Below are 23,312 nucleotides of genomic sequence, written 5' to 3'. Positions count from 1 at the left end.
GAATCAGAGGAGACACGATGCCGACCCAACTTTCCAAATCGCAGCTGATCGAAAAGATCGCGACCGCCACCGAGCTTTCCAAGCGCGACGTCAAGAGCGTCATGGAGACGCTCACGGACGTCGGCCACAAGGAGCTCAAGAAGAACGGCCTGTTCCTGGTGCCGGGCTTCGCCAAGTTCGTGGTCATCAAGAAGCCCGCGACCAAGGCGCGCAAGGGCACCAACCCGTTCACGGGTGAAGAGATGATGTTCAAGGCCAAGCCGGCCCGGAAGATCGTCCGCGCCCGCCCGGTCAAGGCCGCCAAGGACGCCGTGGCCTGATAACGCAAAGGCCCCCTCGATAAGAGGGGGCCTTTGGTATCGAGTGACCGCAGGGGCCGATACGGAGGGGTTCAGCCCTTGCGGCGCTTGACCCGGACCGGGATCGGCTGAAGCCGCGGCTCGGGTCCTGCGAGCGCATCGCGCACCCGGTCGATGGCTCGATCGAGCAGCTGGCGCAGTTTCTTCGTCTTCCGCGATCGCTTCGCTTCTTCCAGCAGTTTCTTCATTGCATTTACTCCGCCGCTTCGACCTTGGCGTCGACGTTGGCCTGGGCCGGCTCGAGCGCTGCGGCGATGGCCTCGTCGACGCGCTCCAGCCAGATGAATTCGAGCTTGTCCCGCGCGCTCTTCGGGATGTCGTCGTAGTCCCGCTTGTTGCGCGCCGGCAGCATCACCCGCTTCAGTCCGGCGGCGGCCGCAGCCACCACCTTCTCCTTGATGCCGCCGACCGGCAGCACCAGCCCGCGCAGCGAGATCTCGCCGGTCATCGCCGTGTCGCTCCGCACCGTGCGATTGGTGAGTAGCGACGTCAGCGCCGTGAACATCGCCACACCCGCGCTCGGTCCGTCCTTCGGGGTTGCGCCCGCCGGCACGTGAACGTGGATGTCGCTCTTCTCGAACGCTTGCGGATCGATGCCGAGCTGCGTGGCTTTGCTCTTCACCAGCGTCATCGCCGCCTGCACGCTCTCGCGCATGACGTCGCCGAGCTGGCCGGTCAGGATCATGCCGCCGCGGCCGGGCACGCGCGAGGCCTCGATGAACAGGATGTCGCCGCCGACCGGCGTCCAGGCAAGGCCGGTGGCCACGCCGGGAATGCTGGTGCGCTGCGCAATCTCGCCTTCGAAGCGCGGCTGGCCCAGCACGGAGCCGATGTCGTTCGGCGTCACCACGACCTTCGCAGCCGTACCTTCGGCGACCTGCACCGCGGCATGGCGGAACAGCTTGCCGATCTCGCGCTCGAGGTTACGCACGCCGGCCTCGCGGGTGTAACCCTTGACGACCAGCTTCAGCGCCTCCGGCTCGATCTCGACCTGCTCGGCGGTCAAGCCGTTGGCCTCAAGCTGCCGCCGCACCAGATACCGCTTTGCGATCTCCAGCTTCTCCTCCTCGGTGTAGCCGGCAAGGCTGATCAGCTCCATGCGGTCCAGCAGCGGACCCGGAATCTGGTCGAGCATGTTGGCGGTCGCGATGAACACCACGCGCGACAGGTCGAACGGCACGGCGAGGTAGTTGTCCCGGAACGTCCCGTTCTGCTCGGGGTCGAGCACTTCCAGCATGGCGGCGGAGGGGTCGCCCTGCACGCCGCGGCCCATCTTGTCGATCTCGTCCAGCATCATGACGCAGTTGCGTGCGCCCGCCTTCTTGATGCCCTGGATGATGTTGCCGGGCAGCGCGCCGATATAGGTGCGCCGGTGACCGCGGATCTCGGCCTCGTCATGCACGCCACCCAGGCTGACGCGCACGAAGGGGCGATCCATCGCACGTGCGATGGACTGGCCGAGTGAAGTCTTGCCGACGCCGGGCGGACCGACGAAGCACAGGATGGGCGCCTTGCCTTGCGGCGCCAGCTTGCGCACCGCCAGATATTCGATGATCCGGCTCTTGATCTTTTCCAGGCCGAAATGATCGGCATCCAGGATGCGCCGCGCTTCCTTGATGTCGATCGGCTTCTCCGTGGGCAGCGCCCACGGCAACTCGATCAGCCAGTCCAGATAAGTGCGAACCATGCCGGACTCACCGGCAGCTTCCGGCATGCGCTCGTAGCGCCGCAGCTCCTTCTTGGCGTGCGCATCCGCCTCCGGCGGCATGTTGGCCTTGGCGATGGCAGCCGTCAGCTCGGCGACCTCTGCAGCCTTGCCGTCGCCCTCGCCCAGTTGCCGCTGAATGGTCGCCATCTGCTCGCGCAGGATCGCCTCGCGTTGCCGCTCGTCGAAGCTGGCGCGAGTCTTCTGGCCGATTTCATTGCTGATGCGCAGCACCTCCAGCCGTTCGGCCAGGTGCTTCGACACCTTCTCGACGCGCAGAGCGAGGTCGATGGTCTCCAGCACTTCCTGTTTGTCCTGCGGCCTGATGTCCATGAACGAGGTCGCCAGATCCGCCAGCGCGCCAGGCGCGGTGGTGCTCTGGAACATCGCGACCAGCTCGGGCGGCGCCTGCGGCAGCAGCTCGATCGCCTCGATGGCCTGGCGCTGCAGGTTCAGCGCCCGCGCCTCGATCTCGGGCGAGGACGTGGTCGGCTCGGGGATCTGCTGGATGCGCGCAGCCGGAAACGGCGTCCCCGGCAGGAAGTCGAGGATGCGCGCGCGCTGCACGCCCTGGCAGACGATGTGATGCGTGCCGTCGGGCGCGGTGATGTAGCGCACGATGTTGGCGATGGTCGCGACGCGATAGAGATCGTCCGGACCGGGCTCATCGGTCTCGGGGCTGCGCTGCAGCACGATGCCGATCGGCCGCTGCTCGCGCAGCGCCTGCTGCGCGGCGGCGACGGACTTCGGCCGCGCGATCGCTATCGGCGCGATGGCGCCGGGGAACAGCACCATATCGCGCACGGGGATGATGATCAGCGCGTCTTCGGGGATCTTCACGTCAGAATTGGTCTGTGCGGGATTCATCTGTTCGGTGGCCATGATCGACCTCAGGATTTGGCGAGGCGCAGAGCGACGCAGCCGTCCATCACGAAGCGGCTGATGGCGTAGCGGCCAAGGGGCAATGCAATGCGGCGCTCAAAACGCCCCTGCGGCAGCTCGAGCCGGTGGATGCGGGCGTTGCGAAGCTCCGGCGGCAGTGTGCGCTGGCCGGAGATGATCAGCACGCCGTCCTGGATCACCGTCTCGACATTGTCCGGATTGACCCCGGGAAGCGCGACCAGGATCAGGAGCTCATGCTCGGTTTCGAGCACGTCGATCGGCGGCTCCCAGCAGGCTTCCTGGCGGCCGAACTGCTGGCGCAGCCGTTCGCCGCGGGTCACCTGGTCCAGGGCTTCGGAGAGCATCCAGTCGAAGGGATTTTTGGGTTGCATGGCAAAACTCGGGGAAGGCGCTGCGGTTGGAAAGCGAGGATATGGTGATGGTTCCCGCAAATTCCAGCATCGCGCGCTTGGAGCATGCCTGGCCCTCGAAGGAGAGGAGGCCCTTGCGCCCAGACGCATCGACGCCGCGAAGATGTTCCGCGGCGTCGAAGGCATTAGTGGGGCGCGGTCCGCAGATCAGGCGGCGGCGCGGTATTCTTCTTCCGCTTCGAGGTTGATGACGGAGGTGGCCAGCTCGGATAGCGCGTGGTCGGTCGCCTCCTCCTCGTCCAGCGTCGCCTGAAGCAGCCTCGCCGCGTCTGGCATGCCAAGCTCTTCGGCCCAGGTTCGCAGCGTGCCGTAGCGGGAGATCTCGTAATGCTCGACGGCTTGTGCGGCTGCGAGCAGGCCGGCGTCGAGGGCAGGGGCGTTCTTGAAATCCTTCATGATCTCGGCGCCCTCGTCGGTGATGCCGTTGATCGCCTCGCACGGCTTGCCGCGCGCCGGCTTGCCCAGCATCCTGAAGATCTGCTCGAGCCGTTTGACCTGGCCCTGCGTCTCGCGCAGATGCTTGTTGAAGGCGGCGGCAAGGTCCTTCGAATGCGCGGCCTTGGCCATCTTCGGCAACGTCTTGATGATCTTGTTCTCGGCGTAATAGATGTCCTTCAGCGTCTCCAGGAACAGGTCGCTGAGCATCTTAGGTGCCTGACGCGGGCGGCGCGCCGCGGTGCTTTTCTTGTTCGCACGTTTCTTCGCTTGTTTAGCCATAAATCCTCCTCTTGAGGGGCACGGGAAGGCAATCCCGTCCTCAATCCTCTCGCGACCAAGACGCGGCGAGGGCAAATGTTCCTCGCGAGGGCCGTGTCGAGCCGTTATGGATGGCGGCAGCACCTCGCGTGAGACACCCCTCGCATGCTCGACTTTGCCCTGTCCGCCTTCGTGACGCTGCTGCTGGTGGTCGATCCCGTCGGCCTTGCGCCGGCGTTTCTGGCCGCGACCGGGGGCATGCCCGACAAGATCAAGCGGACGGTCGCGCTGCGCGCCCCTTTCATCGCGGCCTCGATCCTGGTGGTGATCGCGCTGGCCGGAAACTGGCTGCTGCGCCAGCTCGGGATCGGCATCCCTGCGTTCCAGATCGCCGGCGGACTGCTGCTGTTCGGCGTCTCGTATCAGATGATCTTCGGCGACCGGCCGCATCGCGAGGCGCGGGAGGCCGACAAGGCGACCGCAGAGCATGCCTCCGATGTCGCCGTGTTTCCGCTCGCGATCCCCATGATGGCCGGCCCCGGGGCGATTGCGACCACGCTGCTGCTGACAGGCAATGCCGGCTATGGGGCGAGGCTCGCGATCATCATCGCGGTCGTCCTCGCCGTCTGCCTGCTCTGCATGCTCTGTTTCGTCTCGGCGAGCCTGATCGCGCGGACGCTGGGGCGGACCGGAAATGCCGTGCTGTCCCGCGTCCTCGGCATGCTGCTCGCGGCCTATTCGGTGCAGTTCGTGATCAACGGGATTGCGGCCGTCCGGGCCAGCCTGTCTTAGGTTTTCTTGGGGCTGCGGTAATCTGTTAATATGTTGATTTTACAATATAATTCTTGATGTGGCAGGCCCGCCGGCGCGACGGCGCCTGAACAGGTCCGCTTTCGCTTGCACTGCCATATTGCTTTGACGTACTTCGGGTCTAACAGACGCCCATCGCCAAGAAGGTCGAGATGAAATCGGGATGTCGATGACAGCGGACGAGCTCGACAAGAGACAGGCCATCATCGACGCCTGCCGCCGCATGAACGCGCTCGGCATCAACCAGGGCACCTCCGGCAATATCAGCCTGCGAGATGGGAACGGGCTCCTGATCACGCCCACCAGCGTGCCTTATGACGCCATGACGCCGGACCAGATCGTCTTCATGGCGATGGACGGCTCGCATGCCCCCGAGCAGAGGCCATCCAGCGAGTGGCGCTTCCACCTGGACATCCTGAAGGCGCGCGCCGACGTCAACGCTGTCGTGCACGCTCATCCGACCTATTGCACCATCCTGGCGATCATGGGCCTGGATATCCCGCCCGTGCACTACATGATTGCGGCCGCCGGCGGCGACAACATCCGCTGCGCGCCCTATGCCACTTTCGGCACGGCGGAGCTGTCCGAGCATGCGGTGAGCGCGCTGGTCGGCCGGCTCGCCTGCCTGCTCGACCATCACGGCATGATCGCGGTCGGCAAGACGCTCGACAAGGCGATGTGGCTCGCCGTCGAGGTCGAGACGCTGGCGCGGCAATATCACGGCTGTCTCCAGATCGGCAAACCGCCGCTGCTGTCGAGCGCCGAAATCGAACGGGTCCGCCATCGCATGGCCGGCTACGGCATGTCGGAAGGGTAGGACGGGCAGACGGTGTTCGCGCGGATCAGATATTTCGTCGACGGCAAGGGGACGAACCGCACCATGGTCCGGCTGCGCGCACTCCTGCGCAGCAATGAGTTCTACCTGATCCCGTTGTCGCTTGTGATCGGCACGCTGGCCGGCGCGATCGTGACGCTGATGGCCGAGATCGCGCAGATCGCCCATGTCGTGATCTACGGCATTCCGATCGACGTGCGCCTCTCCGCCAACACCTACATCAATCCCTGGGCGGCGCTGATTGCGCCGGCGCTTGGCGGCCTGGTGCTCGGCATCATGGAGTGGTGGCGGCGACGGTGGAAGATCTCCAGCGCGGTCGACCCGATCGAGGCCAATGCGCTGCGCGGCGGCAATCTGTCGATGCGCGACAGCGTGGTGGTGTCGAGCCAGACGCTGATCTCGAACGGCTGCGGTGCCTCCGTCGGCCTCGAGGCCGGCTACACCCAAATCGGCTCGGGCATCGCCTCGCTGTTCGGCAAATTCTTCAATCTCCGGCGTAACGACCTCCGCTTGATCGTCGGCTGCGGCGCGGCGGCGGCGATCGCGGCGGCCTTCGGCGCGCCGATCACCGGCGCGTTCTACGCCTGCGAGCTGATCGTCGGCGTCTATTCGGTCGGCAGCGCCGCGCCGATCCTGGCGGCCTCGCTAGCCGGCGCACTGACCGCGCAATGGCTCGGCGGCGCGCCGTACTCGATCGAAATCCCGAAAGTCAGCGCCGTCGGCGTCGAGCAATATCTGGCGCTGATCGGGCTCGCGCTCGTCACCAGCGGCGTCGGCATTGCGGTGATGCGCTCGTCATCGATGTTCGAGCGGCTGTTCAAATGGCTGCCGGTCTGGCTGCGCCCGGTGATCGGCGGTCTGATCGTCGGCGGCTTCGCGATCGTGACGCCGCAGGTGCTCGCTGCCGGCCACGGCGCCATGGTGCTCGACCTCTTTCACGACATGACTATCGGCCTGATCGCGATCATCATCGCGCTGAAGGTGACGGCCTGCCTGATCTCGCTCGCGTCCGGCTTCCGCGGCGGACTTTTTTTCGCCTCGCTGTTCGTCGGCAGCCTGATCGGGAAGTTCTTCTCGGCGGTGCTGCTGTTGATCAGCCCGAACTTCGTGATCGATCCGCTGGTGGCGATGCTGACCGGCATGGCGACGCTCGGCGTCGCCATCGTCGGCGGTCCGCTGACCATGTCGTTCCTCGTGCTCGAGATGACGCGGAATGTCGACGTCACCGCCGTGGTGCTGGCCGGCTGCATCGTCACCTCGATCTGCGTCCGCTTCATGTTCGGCCACTCCTTCTCGACCTGGCGCCTGCATCTGCGCGGCGAGACCATTCGCAGCGCCAACGACGTCGGCTGGCTGCGCAACCTCACCGTCGAGCGCCTGATGCGCTCCGACGTCGGCAAAGTGCCGTCGACCACCACCATCGCCGCCACCAGGGCGGAATTCGCGCTGGGCTCGCGGCCAGGAATCGTCATCGTCAACAATGCTGACGAATATGTCGGCCTCGTCTTGCTGCCCGACCTTTTCTCCAGCGACCTCGACACCATCGCCGACGAGATCCAGATCATCGAGCTCGCGCGCCTGACCGAGATCGTGCTGATCCCGGAAATGAACGTGAAGAGCGCGATGGCGGTGTTCGACGAGGCCGAGGCCGAAATGCTGGCGGTGGTCGACTCCACCGACAGCCGCAAGGTCGTCGGCTTCCTGACCGAGACCTTCACTCGCCGCCGCTATGTCGAGGAAATCGACAAGGCCACGCGCGGCGTGCTGGGTGCGCTGTCATAAAGAACGCGCCCCGGGCAAGTTGACGCTGGCACGCCCAGCGGACTTGCCAGATCGTTCACAACCTCTAGGCTAAGGTGGGCGGCAGGGCTGGTGCCTGGCCGCATTCAGCGACGAGGGACGTGCGATGTCGGACACGCTTCGCCTGTTGCTTGCCTTGCTCGAACTCGGGCCCCGGTTGAAGGATCTGCTGGGCGACAAATGGCCCCCTTACGGCGAGGAACTGCAGGAGCTCGCCGGGCGCGCCGGCGATGGCGAAGATCCGGACAAGCTTCGCCAGTCGCTCGACCTGCTGGTCGTACGCCTGCTGGCGGAGCCGCCGGCCATGGAACTGGTCGAGCGCTTGATGGCAGACATGGCCGCGCCCGTTGCTGCCAGGGAGACCGTGACCCGCCGCGGCCGGGTTTCGCCGCCCGTCGTCCCGGACACAGTCCGGCCCACCACGGATGAGACGACCGGCGTTGTCACGATCCCCGTCTTCTACGGCACCGACCGCGCCCGGGGTGACGACACGCCGGCGCACTATTTTGGCGGGGCGCGCGGGACGCTGTCCTTCGGCGTCGCAGAGGTCAGCGTGCCCACGCGCGGCCGCGACCTCGGCGAGCTGACCAGCCCGAGCTGGTGGCGTCTCGAATTCTCGGCCAATCCCGAGAAGCACGTGATCCTCAAAACTGTCGCGGCTCTTGCGCGGGACGCCTTCGTCACGAGCCTGAAGGACTCGCTCGCCGCTGCGGGCGAGCATGATGTCCTGATCTTCGTGCACGGCTACAACGTGACGTTCGAGGATGCGGCGCGGCGCGCCGGGCAGCTTGCAGTGGATTTGAAATTCGCAGGCCGAACGCTGCTGTATAGCTGGGCGTCGGCGGCGGACACCAAGAAGTACACCGTGGACGAGAGCACGATCGACTGGTCGCGCGATCATTTCGAGGCGTTCCTCCAACTCGCGCTCAGCGAGGTCGGGGCCGGCAAGGTTCACATCATCGCCCACAGCATGGGCAACCGCGCGGTGATCAACACGCTCGAACGCGTCACGTCCTGGCAACTGCCGGCCGGCGCTGCAAAGCTCGGTCAGATCATCTTTGCCGCGCCCGACATCGACCGCGACCGCTTCGTCCAGCTCGCCGCGAAGTTCAAAGGTTGCGCCGCGCGCGTCACGCTCTATGCCTCGTCCCGCGACGTCGCGTTGCTGGCCTCGAAATTCGTGCACGGCTATCCCCGGGCGGGCGAGGCCGGAGATGCCCTGACGGTCGTCGACGGCATCGATACGATCGATGCGTCGCTGGTCGACACCAGCCTGGTCGGCCTGCACCATTCCTATTTCGGCGAGAAGCGCTCGATCCTGAACGACATGTTCAATTTGATCGCGCAGCAGCTCGCCCCCGACCAGCGCTTCGACCTCCAGGCCGCAGGTGATGCACTCCGGAAGTACTGGAGCTATCGGGCCTAGAGGAAACAATCGTTCGAAGCGTGGCAGATTGCCGCGATCGCGAAACCATTTCAGTGCTTTGCGCGTTATGTGTTGTTTCCATATCTCTCTTGGCGAGAGCGGAGGACGTTCGGATGAGTGGCAGGTCCGTGAATTCGAGAATTGGCCGCAGCGCGACGCTGGCTGCGTTCACCAGTTTGGCCCTGGTCGCGGCGTCTGCATCGCCGTCGGCCGCCGCGTCCCCGACACCGGCCAAGGCAGCGCCCGCGACGGCTCCGGTGGCAGGGCAAGGCTCATCCAATGCGACCGATTTCAGCTCCGCGCGGCGTCGTCACTATTACCGTCGTGGACCGAACGCTGCTGGCCTTGCCTTCATGGGTGTCGCGGCCGGTCTGATCGGAGGCGCGATCGCCGAGAGCCGGCGTCAGGAGTATTACGATAACTACTACTATGGCGGCGGCCCGCGCTATTATGGTCCCGGCTACGGCTATTATGGCGGTCCGCGCTACTACGATCCGTACTGACGGTTGCCGACTGGCAAAACACCTGCATGGGCTGTCAATCCCTTTGTGCAAAAATATTCCACTTTACCGAAATTCGGAAATGGCGTATGTGTCACTCATCCCGGCTCATCCTTGAGGGGCGATCTCGTGTCGTCTTGTTCGCGAGCCGGGGATGCGGTGGACGCGGCAGCGTCGGGCGCGAGAGGTGCGGGCAGGGCGGGTAGTCCCTGTGAGCCCGAAACCGCGTGCCGACGAGCGGCGCTGTCAGGTTCGTCTCGTCTGCATTCTCTGGGCAATGTCGACAATGCCTGGAGATAATGCAGCGAACCAGCGAGCCGTGCGTACGGCAAAACCGTGTGGTCCTGGCCGTCGTCGCTACGGTCAAGCTTTCGCGGAGGTGTGGAGCGCCCAACCGGGTCAACCACATCGTCAATTCGCGGAAGGGAGGGAGGCCAGAAGGAATTCGGCTCCCGGGAGAGCACGGCATAAGCCGTCAACCCACTGCGCAGGGAAGGCCGAGTGATTGGCACCACCTGTATGCTGCTGTGCGGTCTTTTTGCGCTACACATTTCGCGCAGCGGACCGTGGGTGCGAGGTCAGCACCCGGCCTTCCCTGCGCCCTCTCGGACAAGAGGGTGGAGAGACGAAGCAAAGCTCGGGCGATACAAGCCGCGAGAGCGCGCAGGCGCGTCTGCGAATCGAAATGTGATCTGGAAGAGCGAAGCTGCCGTCCCATACTCCGCCATTGCGGCGATGACGATGTTGAAGCAGTCGCGCCCTATGCCTCCAGCATCAACGTCCGGCCGGCGCCGACATTGCGCCGTTCGCGTAACGCGACCAGTCGGGTGCGGTCGGCTGCGATGGCCACATGGCCGCGTTGGAGTCGCGCACCGATTGGGCGATGGGGGCTGGCGGCGCCTTGCGCACGTGATGACGGTTGTTCGCTGCTGCGGTCTGGATCGTGATGGCGGAGATCAGCGTGGCGCCGAGAATGGCAATAGTCTTCTTCATTGGTGTTTCTCCCATGACGACGTCCCGGTTGTCAGAAGTATCATCGTCGTCACCTCCGACATGGCGATGCGGCCTGCCCAATATCAGCAGCGCCGGCTTCACGATCGGTTGCGCCACTTTCACGATGGGGCGAGCAAATTTTTTGGTCCCGGCTAAATATTCGGCAATCGCCCGCCAGGCCCGATGGACTTGACCGGCGCAATCCGGTTGAATGGGGCCAATGAAGGTTTCGGGCGCGACAACGATGTCGAAATATCTGCTGGTCCTGCTGTTGATCGCCTCGCCGGCTGTGGCGCAGGTGAAACCTGCTCCCAAAACCTCGGCGGCGCATCCCGACCCCTGCGCGCCGATCGGGCGCACCGCGGACGGCAAGCTGGTCTACTCCATGAAATGCGAGAACCTGCCGGCGCCTCCGCCGCCCCCGCCGCAGGCGGAACTGAAGGAGGCATCGCCGCCGGCTGCCGCTGCCGAGCCCGAGCCCGAGGTGCGGCGGAGCGGCCTGTTCGGCTGGTCTTACGACCGCAGGTGAGGGGCTCGGCGCCACTTGCGCGAAGCTCGCTGGAATGCTCTTTGCTTGCAAGTTCCCCGTGGGGCCACCTGATCCCTTGGCCCCCGATCCAGAGAGATGAGATGAGCAAACTCGTTATCCGCGCCGGCGATTTCACCTTCGATGCCCGCTTCGAGGAGCAGGCGGCGCCCAAGACGGTCGCGGCGTTCCGCAAGGCGTTGCCGTTCGAGAGCCACATCATCCATGTGCGCTGGAGCGGCGAAGGCGTCTGGATGCCGCTCGGCGATCTCGACTTCGGCGTCGGCTATGAGAACCACACCAGCTATCCCGCGCCCGGCCAGATCATCCTCTATCCCGGTGGCATCAGCGAGACCGAGATCCTGATGGCCTATGGCGGCGTGCATTTCGCCAGCAAGATGGGCCAGCTCGCCGGCAATCACTTCATTACGGTGACCTCGGGCCTGGAGAATCTCGCGACGCTGGGCAAGAGCGTGCTGTGGAAGGGCGCTCTGCCGATCCGCTTCGAGGAAGTCTGAGTGACTGACGCCCGCTATCCGCGCGATCTCCGCGGCTACGGCCGCAATCCGCCGCATCCAGAGTGGCCCGGCAATGCGCGGGTCGCGGTGCAGTTCGTCGTCAATTTCGAGGAGGGCGGCGAGAACAACGTTTTGCACGGTGACCGCGCCTCGGAAGCGTTCCTGTCCGACGTGCTGGGCGCGCAGCCCTGGCCGGGCCAGCGTCACGCCAACATCGAATCCATGTTCGAATATGGCTCGCGCGCCGGCTTCTGGCGGCTGTGGCGGATGTTCAACGAGCGGAAGTGGCCGACCACCGTGTTCGGTGTCGCCACCGCGCTGAAGCGCAATCCGGAAATCGTCGCTGCGATGAAGGAGGCCGGCTGGGACATCGCGAGCCACAGCCTGAAATGGATCGAGCACAAGGACATGACGGAGGCGCAGGAGCGCGCCGAGATTGCCGAGGCGATCCGCGTCCATACCGAGGCGACCGGTTCGCGGCCGCTCGGCTGGTACACCGGGCGTTCCTCGATCAACACCAACCGTCTGCTGATGGAGGAGGGCGGCTTCCTCTATCTCTGCGATTCCTATGCCGACGATCTGCCTTATTGGGTCAAGGGCGGCAACGGCAAGCAGCTCATCATTCCCTATACGCTCGATGCCAACGACATGCGGTTCATCAATCCGCAAGGGTTTGCCGAGGGCGAGCAGTTCTACACCTATCTGAAAGATGCGTTCGATGTGCTCTATGCCGAGGGCGAGATCGCGCCGAAGATGATGTCGGTGGGGCTGCACTGCCGTCTCGCCGGCCGTCCGGGCCGCGCCGCGGGCCTGATCCGCTTTCTCGATTACATCGGCAAGCACGAGCGCGTCTGGGTGCCGACGCGGTTGCAGATCGCGCAGCATTGGCACGACAAGCAGGCGCATCTCGATGCCTTCGAGATCGGGTGAGAGAACGATGTTGCAGATCTCGCTCGCCGACCTGAACGCTGCAAGCAAGGCCGACTTCGTCGCCGTGCTCGCCAATGTCGTCGAATATTCGCCCTGGATCGCCGAGCAGCTTGCGACGCAGCGGCCGTTTGCCGGCATCAACCAGCTGCATGCCGCACTGATGGCGGCGATACAGGCTGCCGAACCCGATGTGCAGCTAACGCTGATCCGGGCGCATCCCGATCTCGCCAACAAGACCCAGCGCGCGGCGGGGCTGACGGCGGAATCGACCGACGAGCAGAACAGCGCCGCCCTCGACCGGCTGTCGGACGCTGAATATTCGGCGTTCGAGCGCGCCAACATCGCCTATCGCGAAAAGTTCGGCATCCCCTACATCGTCTGCGTGCGTCGTCATACCAAGGATTCCGTGCTGCGCGATTTCGAAACGCGCCTGCGCAACATTGCCAAGACCGAGACCCGTCGCGCGATCGAGGAGATCGGCCGCATCTCGGCGCTGCGGCTCGATCAGCTCGTCAGCGCCGACGACAAGCTGAAGGTGCACGGCCGGCTCTCGACCCATGTGCTGGACAATCACGCCGGCAAGCCCGCGCCCGGCATTCCAGTCGAGCTTGTCGAGCTCGCTGCGCTCGGCGAGAGCCGCGTCATCGCGCGCACCGTTACCAATGCGGATGGTCGTACCGACCAGCCGCTGATCGGCGGCCGCCCGCTGCCGATCGGCCGCTACGAGCTTCGCTTCAGCGTCGCCAAATACTACGCGGAGCGCAACGTGCCGCTGTCAGATCCGCCGTTCCTCGACGAGATCCCGCTGCGCTTCGCGATCAGCGAACCGGAGAGCCACTACCACGTGCCGCTGCTGGTGACGCCCTGGAGCTATTCGACGTATCGCGGCAGTTAATCGCCGAACTTGTCGAGTAGCGCCGGAAACAGCCGGTCCGGCTTGAAAGGCGGTGCGGTGAAGCGGATGCCGGTGGCATCGGCAATCGCGTTGCCGAGCGCGGCGGCGACCGGGTTGTACGGGCTCTCGCTCATCGATTTTGCCCCTAATGGTCCGATCGTGTCGGACGTCTCGGCGAACAACACCTCCGTGCGCGGCACGTCCGCGAAGGACGGCAGATGGTAATCGCGGAATTTGGGATTGGTCACGCGGCCATTCGCATCGATCACCATCTCCTCGTAGAGCGCCGCGCCAAGTGCCTGCGCGACGCCGCCTTCGACCTGGCCGCGGCACTGCATGGGATTGGCGACGACGCCCGCATCCGCGGCCTGCACGCTTTTGAGAATCCTGATCTCGCCGGTTCCCTTGTTCACGGCGATGCGAAAGCCCTGCACGTTGAAGCCGACGGACCTCGGCGTTCCCTCGGAATTGCCGTGCGCCACGAGCGGACGGCCCGACTCGCGCGCGAGCTTCGATAGCTCAGTAAAGGACATTCGCCGCACGCCGCTGAGGACGAACTCGCCCTCGAGTGTGCAAGTCGCGACATCGCAAAGCCACGCGTTGGCGGCGGCGGCCTTCAATTCGGTCGCAAGCTGCATGGCGGCTGCCTGCGTCGCCTTGCCGGCAACGAACGTGCCTGTGCTGCCATAGGCGCCAGTGTCGTGGCCGCCATGGGCGGTGTCGGACTGGCGCAGGCGGATCCTGTCGACGGTGGTCGCGAGCACCGTCGCGGCGATCTGCCGGTGCACAGTGCTGGTGCCGTTGCCGAACTCGGCGGTGCCGACGGTGAGATCAAAGCCGCCATCGTCGTTGAGCGCAATCATGGCGTCCGCAATGTGGCCGGCGGGCGGCACGGTGTCGATCATGGTCAGCGCGATGCCATCGCCGGTCAGCCATTCCGGCGAAAGTTCTGGCTGCGGCTGATCGACCTGCATCGCGCGTTCGACGAGGTCGATGCACTGGTCGAGTCCGTAGGAGCCGTAGAGCACGTCGTGATATTCGGACTCGGGCGGCGACAGCATGGGATCGCCGAGTCTGACGATATTGCGTCGGCGCATGTCGTAAGGGCTGATGCCGAGCTGCCTGGCGAGCTCGTCGATGGCAGCCTCCACCGCGATCAATGTCTGCGGCAAGCCATAACCACGAAACGCGCCGGCCGGCACGGTGTTGGTGTAGACGACGAAGCCGTCGACCCGCTTGTTCGGGCAGTTGTAGACGGCGATGGACTCCGACACTGCGTGGAACATCACGGAGCCGCCGTGATTGCCGTAAGCACCCGTATTGGAGAGCACGTCGAGTTGCAGCGCGGTGAGCCTGCCGTCGGCATCGGCGCCGGCCTTGATGTGGACCCGCATGGGGTGCCGCGTTGACGTCGCGATGAACTGTTCTTCGCGGGTGAGTTCGAGCTTGACGGGGCGACCCGTCTTCAGCGCGGCGAGTGCCAGAATGTCCTCGACGAACATCTCCTGCTTGCCGCCAAAGCCGCCGCCGACCCGCTCGCAGAACACGCGGACCTTGTCCATGGGTAGCTGGAAAATGTCGGAGAGCGCGCGACGGGTCAGGAAAGGCACCTGCGTCGAGGTGCGGACATTGAGCACGCCTGCCTCATCGAGCCAGGCGAGGCCGCCATGGGTCTCCAGTGCGGCATGCTGCACGCGATGACTGTGGAAGGTGGCCTCAAATGTGACCGCGGATGTGGCAAGGGCGGAGGCGACGTCGCCGAACTCCCCATGCGTCTCCGCGACGAGATTGCGCCGCGCGTCGGCAACGCGGTTTGCGGTGGTGCGATCGGGATGCACTAGCGGCGCGCCCGGCGCCATCGCCTGCTCGGGATCGATCAGCGCGGGCAAGATCTCATAGTCGACCTTCAGCCGGCGACAGGCCTCCTCGGCCGCGCCTTCACTCTCCGCGACCACCGCCGCTACCTTCTGGCCAATGAAGCGCACGACATCGTCGAGGATGCGGGTGTCCTCGGGGTCCATCCAGTCCTTCTCGTGCTGAGCCGTCGAGAACAACACCGAGGGCGCATCCTCATGCGTCAGGATTGCATGCACGCCCGGGATGGCCATTGCTGCCGATCTGTCGATCGCGACGATTCGTGCGTGCGCATGCGGCGAGCGCAGCAGCTTGATGTGCAGCAGATTGTCGATTTCGGTGTCGAACGTGTAGCGCGCCGTGCCGCGAACGACGTCCGGGCCCGCGGGCGCCGGCAGGCTGCGGCCGAATGCGCCACCCGCCTCGACGCGATCCTCGACATTGGTCTTGCCGTGGATCGCATCCTCGATCGAACGATAGCCGGTGCAGCGGCAGATGTTGCCCTTCAGCGCGGCGTCGAGGTCGGTCCGCTGCGCCTGGTTCAGCGAGGCGCAGGTCAAAATCATCCCCGCGGTGCAGAAACCGCACTGGAATCCCTGCGCGTCGAGGAAGGCCTGCTGCATCGGGTGTGCGCCATGTTCGCCGCCGAGACCTTCGATCGTGGTGATGGCGCGCCCCTCCGCGCGAAACGCGGGGATCAGGCAGCTATGCACAGGCTCGCCGTCGAGCAGCACGGTGCAGGCGCCGCAGTCGCCGGCGTCGCAGCCCTTCTTCACCCCGAAATGGCCGAGCTCCCGCAAAAACGTGCGCAGGCACTGGCCGGCGCGTGGCGTTTGCGGAAAGTTCGCGCCATTGACCTCGAAGCTCATGGCGGCGTTGCACCCAGGAGCTCGGCGCGGATCTCCTCGGCGAGCCGCAGCGTCATGTGCTTGCGCCAGAGCGCCTTGCCATGAATGTCGGTGTGATAGAGATCGTCGGTGATCTCCTCGGAGATCGCCGTGCGAAGCGTGCTCGCATCCGGCGGCTTTGGAAACGAGAATTGGATCGGGCGCACAGTCGATGCGGTCACGGTCAGCTTCAGCGCACCGGCGCTATCGAGGCTTCCGATCAGGAGGGCTGCGGAGCGGCCGACCGGGGCGAGCGAGATCTGGCGAAACGCGGAGCGGCGCTTCAGTGCGGCCAGTGGAATGTCGATCTGCCGCAGCAGGTCGCCCGGCGACAGGCGATTGCGCTGGTTGCCCGTGACGAACTCGGCGACGGGAATCCTCTGCTCGCCACCGCCGGCCTTCCAGATCGTACAGACGCCGTCGAGCGCGGCGGTAAGCGAGATCATCGGTCCTGCAGGCAGCGACATGCAGAGATTGCCGCCCACCGTCGCCGTCTTCCAGATCTTGAAGGAGGCGAGAAAGGCGCGGCAGCATTGGTTGATCAGCGGTGCTGCGAGCCAGTCGGTGGGGCAGGTGAGCGCATCGAGTTGCGAGATCGTGCAGGTGGCAGCGATGCTAAGGTGGCTCTCGGTGATCGCCAGCGCCGGCCATTTCAGATCGGTGAGATCGACAAGTCGCGTGAGGTGGACTTGCGGCTCCGAGAACAGCCACGTGCCGCCCGCGAGCCAAGCATCACCTGGCGTCCAAGCGGGCAATTGCGCGCGTGTTTGCGGATGACTGACGACTGTGATGGTATTCAAGTCCATGGCTGCGACAACGCCTGTGCCGGCTGAATTAGCCTAAGGGAAAGTCTTGCAAGACCAGCGCCAAGTGGCAACAACAAGTCGCAGCAATAACGTCTTCGGGATGGCCTCTGCCTTGCAGGCCATTCGTTAACGAAGGCGGGGAGAAACAGGACATGAGCGACGCAAAGCCGATCTGGATCAGGGATCCCCTGGCCATCCTCGCCGACGGCGCCGGGCGCGGCATCGTCGTCAAGGATGGTCGTATCATTGAACTCGTGCCGGCCGGCGGAACACCGGCGACCGCAGACGTTACGGTGTTCGATGCGAGCGAGCATGTCGTGCTGCCGGGCCTCATCAACACCCATCATCATTTTTATCAGACGTTGACGCGGGCGCTTCCCGCGGCGATGGACCGCGAGCTGTTTCCCTGGCTGCAGGCGCTCTATCCGGTTTGGGCGAAACTGACGCCAGAGCGGCTCGAGCTCGGCGTCACCGTTGCGATGTCCGAACTGCTGCTCTCGGGCTGCACCACCACGACCGATCATCACTATGTATTTCCGGCGGGACTCGAAGAGTCCGTCGATATCGAGGTCGAAGTCGCAAGGCGCCTCGGCGTACGCGTGCTGCTGACGCGCGGCTCGATGAATCTGTCGCAGCGCGACGGCGGCCTGCCGCCGGATAGCGTCGTGCAGGACGAGGACACCATCCTCGCCGACAGCGTGCGCGTCGTGGCAAAACATCACCAGCGCGGTGCGGATGCGATGGTGCAGATTGCGCTCGCGCCGTGCTCGCCGTTCTCGGTGACGACCTCGCTGATGCGTGCCACTGCCGATCTCGCCGACAAGCTCGACGTGCGCCTGCACACCCATCTCGCCGAGACCGAGGATGAGAATAAGTTCTGCCAGCAGATGTATGGCTGCCGCCCGCTCGATTATCTCGAGCAATGCGGCTGGCTCAATTCGCGGACCTGGCTCGCCCACGGCATCTTCTTCAATGCCGAGGAGATGAAGCGCCTCGGCAAGGCAAAGACCACCATCAGTCACTGCGCCTGCAGCAACCAGATCCTGGCGTCCGGCTGCTGCCCGGTGTGCGAGATGGAAGAGGCCGGTGTCGGCATCGGGCTCGGCGTGGACGGCTCGGCCTCCAACGATGGATCGAACCTGATGCAGGAGGTGCGTGCCGCCTTCCTGCTGCAGCGGGCGCGCTACGGCGTGACCAAGGTCAGCCACAAGGATGCGCTGCGCTGGGCTACCAAGGGCTCGGCGGCGTGTGTCGGTCGGCCGGAACTCGGCGAGATCGCGGTCGGCAAGGCCGCCGACCTCGCGCTGTTCAGGCTGGATGAGCTGCGCTTCTCCGGCCATGGCGATCCCCTGGCCGCGCTGGTGCTGTGCGGAGCGCATCGGGCCGATCGGGTGATGGTGGCGGGGAATTGGGCCGTGGTCGACGGCGCGATCCCGGGACTGGACGTCCCGGACCTCATCCGCCGGCATAGTTCCGCGGCGCGGGCGATGCGCGCAGGGTAAAATAGAAGGAGGGGGCGACCACAAGTGCCGGGTGCTTCTGGCCACCCCCTCCGAACCTCCTCCGGGAGGAGCAGGTAATCTAGTCAATGCAAGAAGCGTGCTACTTGCCCGGCAGCTTGTCGTCGATGCCCTTGACGTAGAAATTCATGCCGAGGATCTGGCCGTCGGCGAGATTGGCGCCGCCCTTGCACTCGATCTCTTTGTCGTCCTGCCCAATCACCGGGCATTTGAACGGGTGCAGCTTGCCCGCGGTGATCGCGGCTTGCGCATCCTCGGCGATTTTCTTCACGTCGTCAGGCATGTTGGTATACGGCGCCATCGCGAACATATGGCTGTCGAGACCGCCCCAGCTGTCCTCGGACTTCCAGGTGCCGTCGAGCTCGGACTTGACACGGGCGATGTAGTAGGGCCCCCAGGTGTCCAGGATGGAGGTGAGCTGGGTCTTCGGCCCGAACTTGATCATCTCGGAGTCCTGGCCGAAGGCGAGCTTGCCGCGTTCGCTGGCGATCTGCATCGCCGCCGGCGAGTCCGTGTGCTGCATGATGACGTCGGCGCCCTGGTCGACCAGCGCCTTGGCGGCATCGGCTTCCTTGCCCGGGTCGAACCAGGTGTTGGCCCAGATGATCTTGACCTTGATGTTCGGATTGATGGTCTGTGCCGCGAGAATCGTTGCGTTGATGCCGGAGACGACCTCGGGAATCGGGAACGAACCGATATAGCCGAGTACGCCGGACTTCGACATCTTGGCCGCGATCAGGCCCTGGATGTAGCGGCCCTCATACCACTTGGCCGAGTAGGTCGACATGTTCTTGTCGCGCTTGTAGCCCGAGCAGTGCTCGAAATGCACGTTCGGGTATTTCTTGGCGACCTTCAGTGTCGGATCCATGTAGCCGAACGAGGTCGTGAAGATCAGCTTATTGCCCGCGCGGACGAGCTGCTCGATGGCGCGCTCGGCGTCGGGACCTTCGGGAACGTTCTCGAGAAAAGTCGTCTCGATCTTGTCGCCGAGCTCCTTCACCAGAGCCTGGCGCGCCAGATCGTGCTGGTAGGTCCACCCCAAGTCTCCGATCGGACCCAGATAAATGAAACCGACTTTCAGCTTGTCGGCGGCGGAGGCAGCACTGACGCTCCCGGCAAGCAGAAGGCCGGCAGCCAGCGCAAGAAGTGATTTCCTCATCATCAATCTCCAAACAGTCGGGGAAAGCTACGATCCGCAACGTGCGCGCCCCATCGCGCATGCCGCGGAGATGAAAATTCAGCGGTCAGGCACGAACACGGTGCCGAGCGCGGCCGGTGCGGTCGAGCCGCCGGTGCGCGCGCGGGAGAGCAGGACCAGAACGATGACGGTCGCGAGATAAGGCAACGCCGACATGAACTGCGAGGGAATGCCGACGCCCCAGCCTTGCGCGTGCAGTTGCAGGATCGTCACCGCGCCGAACAGGTAAGCGCCGATGACGAGCCGTCCCGGCCGCCAGGACGCGAACACGACCAGCGCCAGCGCGATCCAGCCGCGGCCCGCGGTCATGCCGGGAATGAAGAACGGCGTGTAGGCGAGCGGCAGATAAGCGCCGGCAAGACCTGCGCAAGCGCCCCCGAACATCACAGCGAGGGTGCGAATGCGCAGCACGGGATAGCCGAGCGCATGCGCGGAAACGTGGTTGTCGCCGCAGGCGCGCAGGATCAGTCCCGCACGCGTGCGATACAGGAACCACCAGACGCCGATGATCAGCGCCAGCGAGAAATAGATGAAGGCGTCCTCGCCGAACAGCACACGGCCGATCAGCGGGATGTCGGTGAGGCCGGGAATGTAGAGATGTGTCGCCGGCGTAATGCGCTCGCCGACGAAGCCGGCACCGATGAGGCCGGAGAGCCCGATGCCCAGGATGGTCAGCGCGAGACCGGTCGCGACCTGATTGACGGCGAGTCCGAGCGCCATCAGCGCGAAGATCAACGACATCAGGGTGCCCGCGATGATGCCGAACAGCGCGCCAATGAAGATCGAGCCGGTCAGCCAGGCGCCGCCAAAGCCGCAGGCTGCACCGACGATCATCATGCCCTCGACGCCGAGGTTGAGCACGCCGGAGCGCTCAGTCACCAACTCGCCGGCCGCCGCGATCAGCAGTGGCGTCGAAGCGGCGAGCACCGCCAGGATGATGGCTTCAACCAGCTCCACGGGCCACCTGACGGTTCGGGAAGACCAGCTTGAAGCGGTAGAGAATGAGGGAATCGCAGGCGAGCACGTAGAATAGCAGGATGCCCTGGAAGACCTTGGTGACGTCCAACGGGATCTTCATTGCGATCTGCGCCTGCTCGCCGCCGATAAAGGTCAGTGCGAGAAAAAGGCCTGCAATTAATATTCCAATCGGGTTCAACCGGCCGAGGAAGGCGACGATGATCGCGGTAAAACCGTAGCCTGGCGAGATGCCGGGCTGGAGGTGGCCGACGGGGCCAGCAACCTCGATGATGCCGGCAAGGCCGGCCAACGCGCCGGACACCGCGAAAGTCAAAATGGTCAGTTGGTTGGCGTTGAAGCCACCGAACCGTGCCGCGCGCGGCGCGGCACCGACCACGCGGATCTCGAAACCCTTGATGGTTCGCCCGAGCAGGATCACCGCCGCCGCAACGACGAGCAGCGCGATGATCGAGCCGAGATGCAGCCGGCCGCCTTCGATCAGTAGCGGCACTGTGGCCACCGGATCGAACTCGGCCGTGGTCGGGAAGTTGAATCCGTTCGGGTCGCGCCAGGGCCCGCGCACGAGGTAATCGAGGAAGAGGTCGGCGACATAGACCAGCATCAGGCTGGTCAGGATTTCACTGGCGCCGAACTTCACCTTGCAGATCGCCGGGATCAGCGCATAGAGCGCGCCCGCGGCTGCGGCCAGCACGAGCATTGCCGGCAGCACCCAGGCGCCGGCGTCGGCGCCTTGCGTCTTCACCGCGATCCAGCTTCCGGCGACGGCGCCGATCAGGAATTGTCCTTCGGCGCCGATGTTCCAGGCGTTGGCCAGATAGCAGAGCGACAGCCCGATCGCGATCATCACCAGCGGTGTTGCCTTCACCGCGATTTCCTGGAGCGAATAGCCGTCAGTCAGGGGCGCGATGAAATAGGCTTGCAGGGCAAGAATTGGATTCTTGCCGAGGATCGCGAACAGGATGGTCATGGTCACGATCGTCAAGCCGATTGCGATCAGCGGCGAGACCAGCGCGATCGTGTTGGAGCGCTCGGCGCGCTTCTCAAGCACCAACTGCATGCGCGGCCTCCTTCGGCTCCAGGCTGCTGCCGCCCATCAACAGGCCGAGCTTTTCGCGTGTGGCGTCGCGTGTGGCGAGCGGCACCGACAGGCGGCCGTGGAACATCACGGCGATGCGGTCGGCGATTTCGGCGAGCTCGTCGAGATCCTGGCTGGTCACCAGCACCGCGGCGCCTGCGGTGGCGAGATCAAGCAACGCCTGGCGGATGACGGCGGCAGCACCCGCGTCGACGCCCCAGGTCGGCTGGCTCACCACCAGCACCGCCGGGTTGCGCAGGATCTCGCGGCCGACGATGAATTTTTGCAGGTTGCCGCCGGAGAGGGATGCTGCCTCCGGATCGCGCTTGGCCTTGCGCACGTCGAAGGTTTCGGTCGCCTTGTCCACGGTCTTCAGCGTGGCGGCGGTGTCGATGAAGCCGTGATTGACCATGCCGCTGGCGGCGTGTCCGGTGAGCAGCGCATTCTCCGACAGCTTCATGCGTGGTGCGGTGCCGTGGCCGAGCCGCTCTTCGGGCACGAAGGCGGCGCCGAGCTTGCGCCGCTTGGTGATCGAGAGGTGGCCGGCGGCGATGCCTTCGATCACCACCGTGCCGGGATCCTTCGACATTCGCTCGCCGGACAGTGCTGCGAACAACTCGTCCTGGCCGTTGCCGGCCACGCCGGCAATGCCGAGGATCTCGCCGCCTTTCAGCTCGAAGGAAATGTGCTCGAGCCGCACACCATGCGCCTCGTCGGGCGCGAGCGAGAGATCGTTGACGACCAGCCGCGGTATCGTGGTCTGCCGGCCTGCGGCCGCCTTCACTTCCTTGATCTCGCCGCCGACCATCATACGTGCGAGCGAGGCGGCGGTTTCGAGCCGGGGATTGCAGGTCTGGATCTTCTTGCCGCCGCGCAGGATCGTGGCGGTGTCACAGAGCCGCTTCACCTCTTCGAGCTTGTGGCTGATGTAGAGGATGGCGCGACCTTCGGCCTTTAGCCGCTCCAGCACGATGAAGAGCTGGTCGGCCTCCTGCGGCGTCAGCACCGCGGTCGGCTCGTCCAGGATCAGGAATTTCGGGTCTTGCATCAGCGCGCGGACGATCTCGATGCGCTGGCGTTCGCCGACGGACAACTGCCAGACCTCGCGCTTGGGATCGAGCGGCAGGCCATAGGTCTTCGACACCTGCTCCAGCCGCGCCGACATGTCTTTGAAGGATTCCTTGCCGTCCAGGCCGAGCGCGACGTTCTCGGCGACGGTGAGATTGTCGAACAGCGAGAAGTGCTGGAACACCATGCCGATGCCGCGGCTGCGCGCTTCCGACGGGCCGGACAGCACGATTCGATCGCCCTGCCAGCGGATCTCGCCGGCAGAGGGCTGGATCAGCCCATAGATCGCCTTCACCAGTGTCGACTTGCCCGCGCCGTTCTCGCCGAGCAGCGCGTGGATTTCTTTCGGCCAGATGTCGATGTCGATGGAATCGTTGGCGAGGAAATCCCCATAGCGTTTGGTGAGCCCCACCGTTTGAAGCAACGGGGACTCGCCGGAATGCAGGCCGTTAGGCGTCGGATCTAACATTCGCTGGTACGCTTGCATGGGATGAAGTGCCTCAATAGTGGGCTAGTTTGAACCGCCGCGTAAGGTGTGAAAATGCGTCATCCCTTGCTCAACGCTTCGGCAGGAGGCCGGTCGCGCGAGTCGCGGCCGTTTCCGGACGCAAGGCATCCCC

Annotated in this window: 22 protein-coding genes; 11 read left to right on the top strand and 11 right to left on the bottom strand. The window is 64.8% G+C overall.

Going from position 1 to position 23,312, the window contains the following annotated elements; all coding sequences use genetic code 11:
• Positions 1 to 17: 17 nt before the first annotated feature.
• Positions 18 to 320: an HU family DNA-binding protein gene (locus V1280_RS15605; RefSeq protein WP_148771079.1), complete on the top strand. Its 303-nt coding sequence runs from the start codon at positions 18 to 20 to the stop codon at positions 318 to 320.
• A 71-nt stretch (positions 321 to 391) separates the two neighbouring features.
• On the opposite strand, the gene V1280_RS15600 is transcribed toward V1280_RS15605, so the two are convergent.
• The 4 genes from V1280_RS15600 to V1280_RS15585 all read right to left on the bottom strand — a co-directional run bounded on the left by V1280_RS15600 (position 392) and on the right by V1280_RS15585 (position 4,094).
• A complete protein-coding gene (locus V1280_RS15600; RefSeq protein WP_334525470.1) occupies positions 392 to 547 on the bottom strand; it encodes a hypothetical protein in 156 nt (51 codons plus the stop codon).
• Positions 548 to 552: 5 nt separating this feature from the next.
• Positions 553 to 2,946 (bottom strand): endopeptidase La, encoded by a 2,394-nt coding sequence (gene lon, locus V1280_RS15595; RefSeq protein ID WP_334525468.1) that lies wholly within the window; start codon positions 2,944 to 2,946, stop codon positions 553 to 555.
• Between the two features lie 8 nt (positions 2,947 to 2,954).
• Entirely contained in the window at positions 2,955 to 3,338 is a 384-nt protein-coding gene (locus V1280_RS15590) for an Hsp20/alpha crystallin family protein (protein WP_334525466.1), read from the bottom strand.
• Positions 3,339 to 3,524: 186 nt separating this feature from the next.
• Positions 3,525 to 4,094: a YciE/YciF ferroxidase family protein gene (locus tag V1280_RS15585; protein ID WP_334525463.1), complete on the bottom strand. Its 570-nt coding sequence runs from the start codon at positions 4,092 to 4,094 to the stop codon at positions 3,525 to 3,527.
• 144 nt (positions 4,095 to 4,238) lie between these two features.
• Between V1280_RS15585 and V1280_RS15580 the strand changes: the two genes are divergently transcribed.
• From V1280_RS15580 to V1280_RS15560, 5 genes are all read left to right on the top strand, one after another.
• Positions 4,239 to 4,865 carry a MarC family protein gene (locus tag V1280_RS15580; protein ID WP_334525460.1) on the top strand — a complete coding sequence of 209 codons (627 nt, stop codon included), beginning with the start codon at positions 4,239 to 4,241 and terminating at the stop codon, positions 4,863 to 4,865.
• A gap of 181 nt (positions 4,866 to 5,046) precedes the next feature.
• On the top strand, positions 5,047 to 5,700 hold the full coding sequence (locus V1280_RS15575) for a class II aldolase/adducin family protein (RefSeq protein WP_334525457.1): 654 nt from the start codon (positions 5,047 to 5,049) through the stop codon (positions 5,698 to 5,700).
• A gap of 12 nt (positions 5,701 to 5,712) precedes the next feature.
• Positions 5,713 to 7,500 carry a chloride channel protein gene (locus tag V1280_RS15570; protein ID WP_334525454.1) on the top strand — a complete coding sequence of 596 codons (1,788 nt, stop codon included), beginning with the start codon at positions 5,713 to 5,715 and terminating at the stop codon, positions 7,498 to 7,500.
• Positions 7,501 to 7,624: 124 nt separating this feature from the next.
• The gene (locus V1280_RS15565; RefSeq protein ID WP_334525451.1) at positions 7,625 to 8,944 is read left to right on the top strand and encodes an alpha/beta hydrolase; all 1,320 of its coding nucleotides are present in this window, start codon (positions 7,625 to 7,627) and stop codon (positions 8,942 to 8,944) included.
• 113 nt (positions 8,945 to 9,057) lie between these two features.
• Positions 9,058 to 9,447 carry a hypothetical protein gene (locus tag V1280_RS15560; protein WP_334525448.1) on the top strand — a complete coding sequence of 130 codons (390 nt, stop codon included), beginning with the start codon at positions 9,058 to 9,060 and terminating at the stop codon, positions 9,445 to 9,447.
• 771 nt (positions 9,448 to 10,218) lie between these two features.
• Here V1280_RS15560 and V1280_RS15555 read toward each other — a convergent pair.
• Positions 10,219 to 10,437, bottom strand: coding sequence for a hypothetical protein (locus V1280_RS15555; protein WP_334525445.1), 219 nt, complete (start codon positions 10,435 to 10,437; stop codon positions 10,219 to 10,221).
• Between the two features lie 244 nt (positions 10,438 to 10,681).
• On the opposite strand from V1280_RS15555, the gene V1280_RS15550 reads away from it, so the two are divergent.
• From V1280_RS15550 to uraD, 4 genes are all read left to right on the top strand, one after another.
• Positions 10,682 to 10,966 (top strand): hypothetical protein, encoded by a 285-nt coding sequence (locus V1280_RS15550; protein WP_334538314.1) that lies wholly within the window; start codon positions 10,682 to 10,684, stop codon positions 10,964 to 10,966.
• Positions 10,967 to 11,067: 101 nt separating this feature from the next.
• Positions 11,068 to 11,481, top strand: a complete 414-nt coding sequence (locus V1280_RS15545; RefSeq protein WP_027531871.1) for a DUF3830 family protein — start codon at positions 11,068 to 11,070, stop codon at positions 11,479 to 11,481.
• A complete protein-coding gene (puuE, locus tag V1280_RS15540) occupies positions 11,482 to 12,411 on the top strand; it encodes an allantoinase PuuE (RefSeq protein WP_334525440.1) in 930 nt (309 codons plus the stop codon).
• Between the two features lie 7 nt (positions 12,412 to 12,418).
• Complete coding sequence (uraD, locus tag V1280_RS15535) at positions 12,419 to 13,306, top strand: 2-oxo-4-hydroxy-4-carboxy-5-ureidoimidazoline decarboxylase (RefSeq protein ID WP_334525436.1); 888 nt, start codon at positions 12,419 to 12,421, stop codon at positions 13,304 to 13,306.
• On the opposite strand, the gene V1280_RS15530 is transcribed toward uraD, so the two are convergent.
• Both V1280_RS15530 and V1280_RS15525 read right to left on the bottom strand, forming a co-directional pair.
• Positions 13,303 to 16,029, bottom strand: coding sequence for a molybdopterin-dependent oxidoreductase (locus V1280_RS15530; protein WP_334525434.1), 2,727 nt, complete (start codon positions 16,027 to 16,029; stop codon positions 13,303 to 13,305). The two genes, uraD and V1280_RS15530, sit on opposite strands and share 4 nt — an antisense overlap.
• Entirely contained in the window at positions 16,026 to 16,853 is an 828-nt protein-coding gene (locus V1280_RS15525; protein WP_334525431.1) for an FAD binding domain-containing protein, read from the bottom strand. The genes V1280_RS15530 and V1280_RS15525 overlap by 4 nt, the downstream gene beginning before the upstream one ends.
• Positions 16,854 to 17,005: 152 nt before the next feature.
• On the opposite strand from V1280_RS15525, the gene V1280_RS15520 reads away from it, so the two are divergent.
• Positions 17,006 to 18,355: an 8-oxoguanine deaminase gene (locus tag V1280_RS15520; protein WP_334525428.1), complete on the top strand. Its 1,350-nt coding sequence runs from the start codon at positions 17,006 to 17,008 to the stop codon at positions 18,353 to 18,355.
• Between the two features lie 100 nt (positions 18,356 to 18,455).
• Here the strand turns inward: V1280_RS15520 and V1280_RS15515 are convergent, their stop codons facing one another.
• The 4 genes from V1280_RS15515 to V1280_RS15500 all read right to left on the bottom strand — a co-directional run bounded on the left by V1280_RS15515 (position 18,456) and on the right by V1280_RS15500 (position 23,161).
• Positions 18,456 to 19,532 (bottom strand): BMP family ABC transporter substrate-binding protein, encoded by a 1,077-nt coding sequence (locus V1280_RS15515; RefSeq protein WP_334525425.1) that lies wholly within the window; start codon positions 19,530 to 19,532, stop codon positions 18,456 to 18,458.
• 78 nt (positions 19,533 to 19,610) lie between these two features.
• Positions 19,611 to 20,528, bottom strand: a complete 918-nt coding sequence (locus V1280_RS15510; RefSeq protein WP_334525422.1) for an ABC transporter permease — start codon at positions 20,526 to 20,528, stop codon at positions 19,611 to 19,613.
• The gene (locus V1280_RS15505; RefSeq protein ID WP_334525419.1) at positions 20,515 to 21,606 is read right to left on the bottom strand and encodes an ABC transporter permease; all 1,092 of its coding nucleotides are present in this window, start codon (positions 21,604 to 21,606) and stop codon (positions 20,515 to 20,517) included. The genes V1280_RS15510 and V1280_RS15505 overlap by 14 nt, the downstream gene beginning before the upstream one ends.
• On the bottom strand, positions 21,590 to 23,161 hold the full coding sequence (locus V1280_RS15500; RefSeq protein ID WP_334525416.1) for an ABC transporter ATP-binding protein: 1,572 nt from the start codon (positions 23,159 to 23,161) through the stop codon (positions 21,590 to 21,592). Before V1280_RS15500 ends, V1280_RS15505 begins: the two co-directional genes overlap by 17 nt.
• Positions 23,162 to 23,312 lie beyond the last annotated feature (151 nt).

It is taken from the genome of Bradyrhizobium sp. AZCC 2230, from assembly GCF_036924495.1.
In the GTDB taxonomy this organism is placed as follows: domain Bacteria; phylum Pseudomonadota; class Alphaproteobacteria; order Rhizobiales; family Xanthobacteraceae; genus Bradyrhizobium; species Bradyrhizobium rifense.
The sequence above is the reverse complement of the archived record's forward strand: the minus strand, read 5'-3'. Positions and strand labels throughout refer to the sequence as shown.

What these genes read in the sequence shown, in the direction of transcription:
- V1280_RS15605 (WP_148771079.1), top strand. Translation starts at nt 18, where the DNA reads ATGCCGACCCAACTTTCCAAATCGCAGCTGATCGAAAAGATCGCGACC.
- V1280_RS15600 (WP_334525470.1), bottom strand. Translation starts at nt 547, where the DNA reads ATGAAGAAACTGCTGGAAGAAGCGAAGCGATCGCGGAAGACGAAGAAA.
- lon (WP_334525468.1), bottom strand. Translation starts at nt 2,946, where the DNA reads ATGGCCACCGAACAGATGAATCCCGCACAGACCAATTCTGACGTGAAG.
- V1280_RS15590 (WP_334525466.1), bottom strand. Translation starts at nt 3,338, where the DNA reads ATGCAACCCAAAAATCCCTTCGACTGGATGCTCTCCGAAGCCCTGGAC.
- V1280_RS15585 (WP_334525463.1), bottom strand. Translation starts at nt 4,094, where the DNA reads ATGGCTAAACAAGCGAAGAAACGTGCGAACAAGAAAAGCACCGCGGCG.
- V1280_RS15580 (WP_334525460.1), top strand. Translation starts at nt 4,239, where the DNA reads ATGCTCGACTTTGCCCTGTCCGCCTTCGTGACGCTGCTGCTGGTGGTC.
- V1280_RS15575 (WP_334525457.1), top strand. Translation starts at nt 5,047, where the DNA reads ATGTCGATGACAGCGGACGAGCTCGACAAGAGACAGGCCATCATCGAC.
- V1280_RS15565 (WP_334525451.1), top strand. Translation starts at nt 7,625, where the DNA reads ATGTCGGACACGCTTCGCCTGTTGCTTGCCTTGCTCGAACTCGGGCCC.
- V1280_RS15560 (WP_334525448.1), top strand. Translation starts at nt 9,058, where the DNA reads ATGAGTGGCAGGTCCGTGAATTCGAGAATTGGCCGCAGCGCGACGCTG.
- V1280_RS15555 (WP_334525445.1), bottom strand. Translation starts at nt 10,437, where the DNA reads ATGAAGAAGACTATTGCCATTCTCGGCGCCACGCTGATCTCCGCCATC.
- V1280_RS15550 (WP_334538314.1), top strand. Translation starts at nt 10,682, where the DNA reads ATGTCGAAATATCTGCTGGTCCTGCTGTTGATCGCCTCGCCGGCTGTG.
- V1280_RS15545 (WP_027531871.1), top strand. Translation starts at nt 11,068, where the DNA reads ATGAGCAAACTCGTTATCCGCGCCGGCGATTTCACCTTCGATGCCCGC.
- uraD (WP_334525436.1), top strand. Translation starts at nt 12,419, where the DNA reads ATGTTGCAGATCTCGCTCGCCGACCTGAACGCTGCAAGCAAGGCCGAC.
- V1280_RS15530 (WP_334525434.1), bottom strand. Translation starts at nt 16,029, where the DNA reads ATGAGCTTCGAGGTCAATGGCGCGAACTTTCCGCAAACGCCACGCGCC.
- V1280_RS15525 (WP_334525431.1), bottom strand. Translation starts at nt 16,853, where the DNA reads ATGGACTTGAATACCATCACAGTCGTCAGTCATCCGCAAACACGCGCG.
- V1280_RS15520 (WP_334525428.1), top strand. Translation starts at nt 17,006, where the DNA reads ATGAGCGACGCAAAGCCGATCTGGATCAGGGATCCCCTGGCCATCCTC.
- V1280_RS15515 (WP_334525425.1), bottom strand. Translation starts at nt 19,532, where the DNA reads ATGAGGAAATCACTTCTTGCGCTGGCTGCCGGCCTTCTGCTTGCCGGG.
- V1280_RS15505 (WP_334525419.1), bottom strand. Translation starts at nt 21,606, where the DNA reads ATGCAGTTGGTGCTTGAGAAGCGCGCCGAGCGCTCCAACACGATCGCG.
- V1280_RS15500 (WP_334525416.1), bottom strand. Translation starts at nt 23,161, where the DNA reads ATGTTAGATCCGACGCCTAACGGCCTGCATTCCGGCGAGTCCCCGTTG.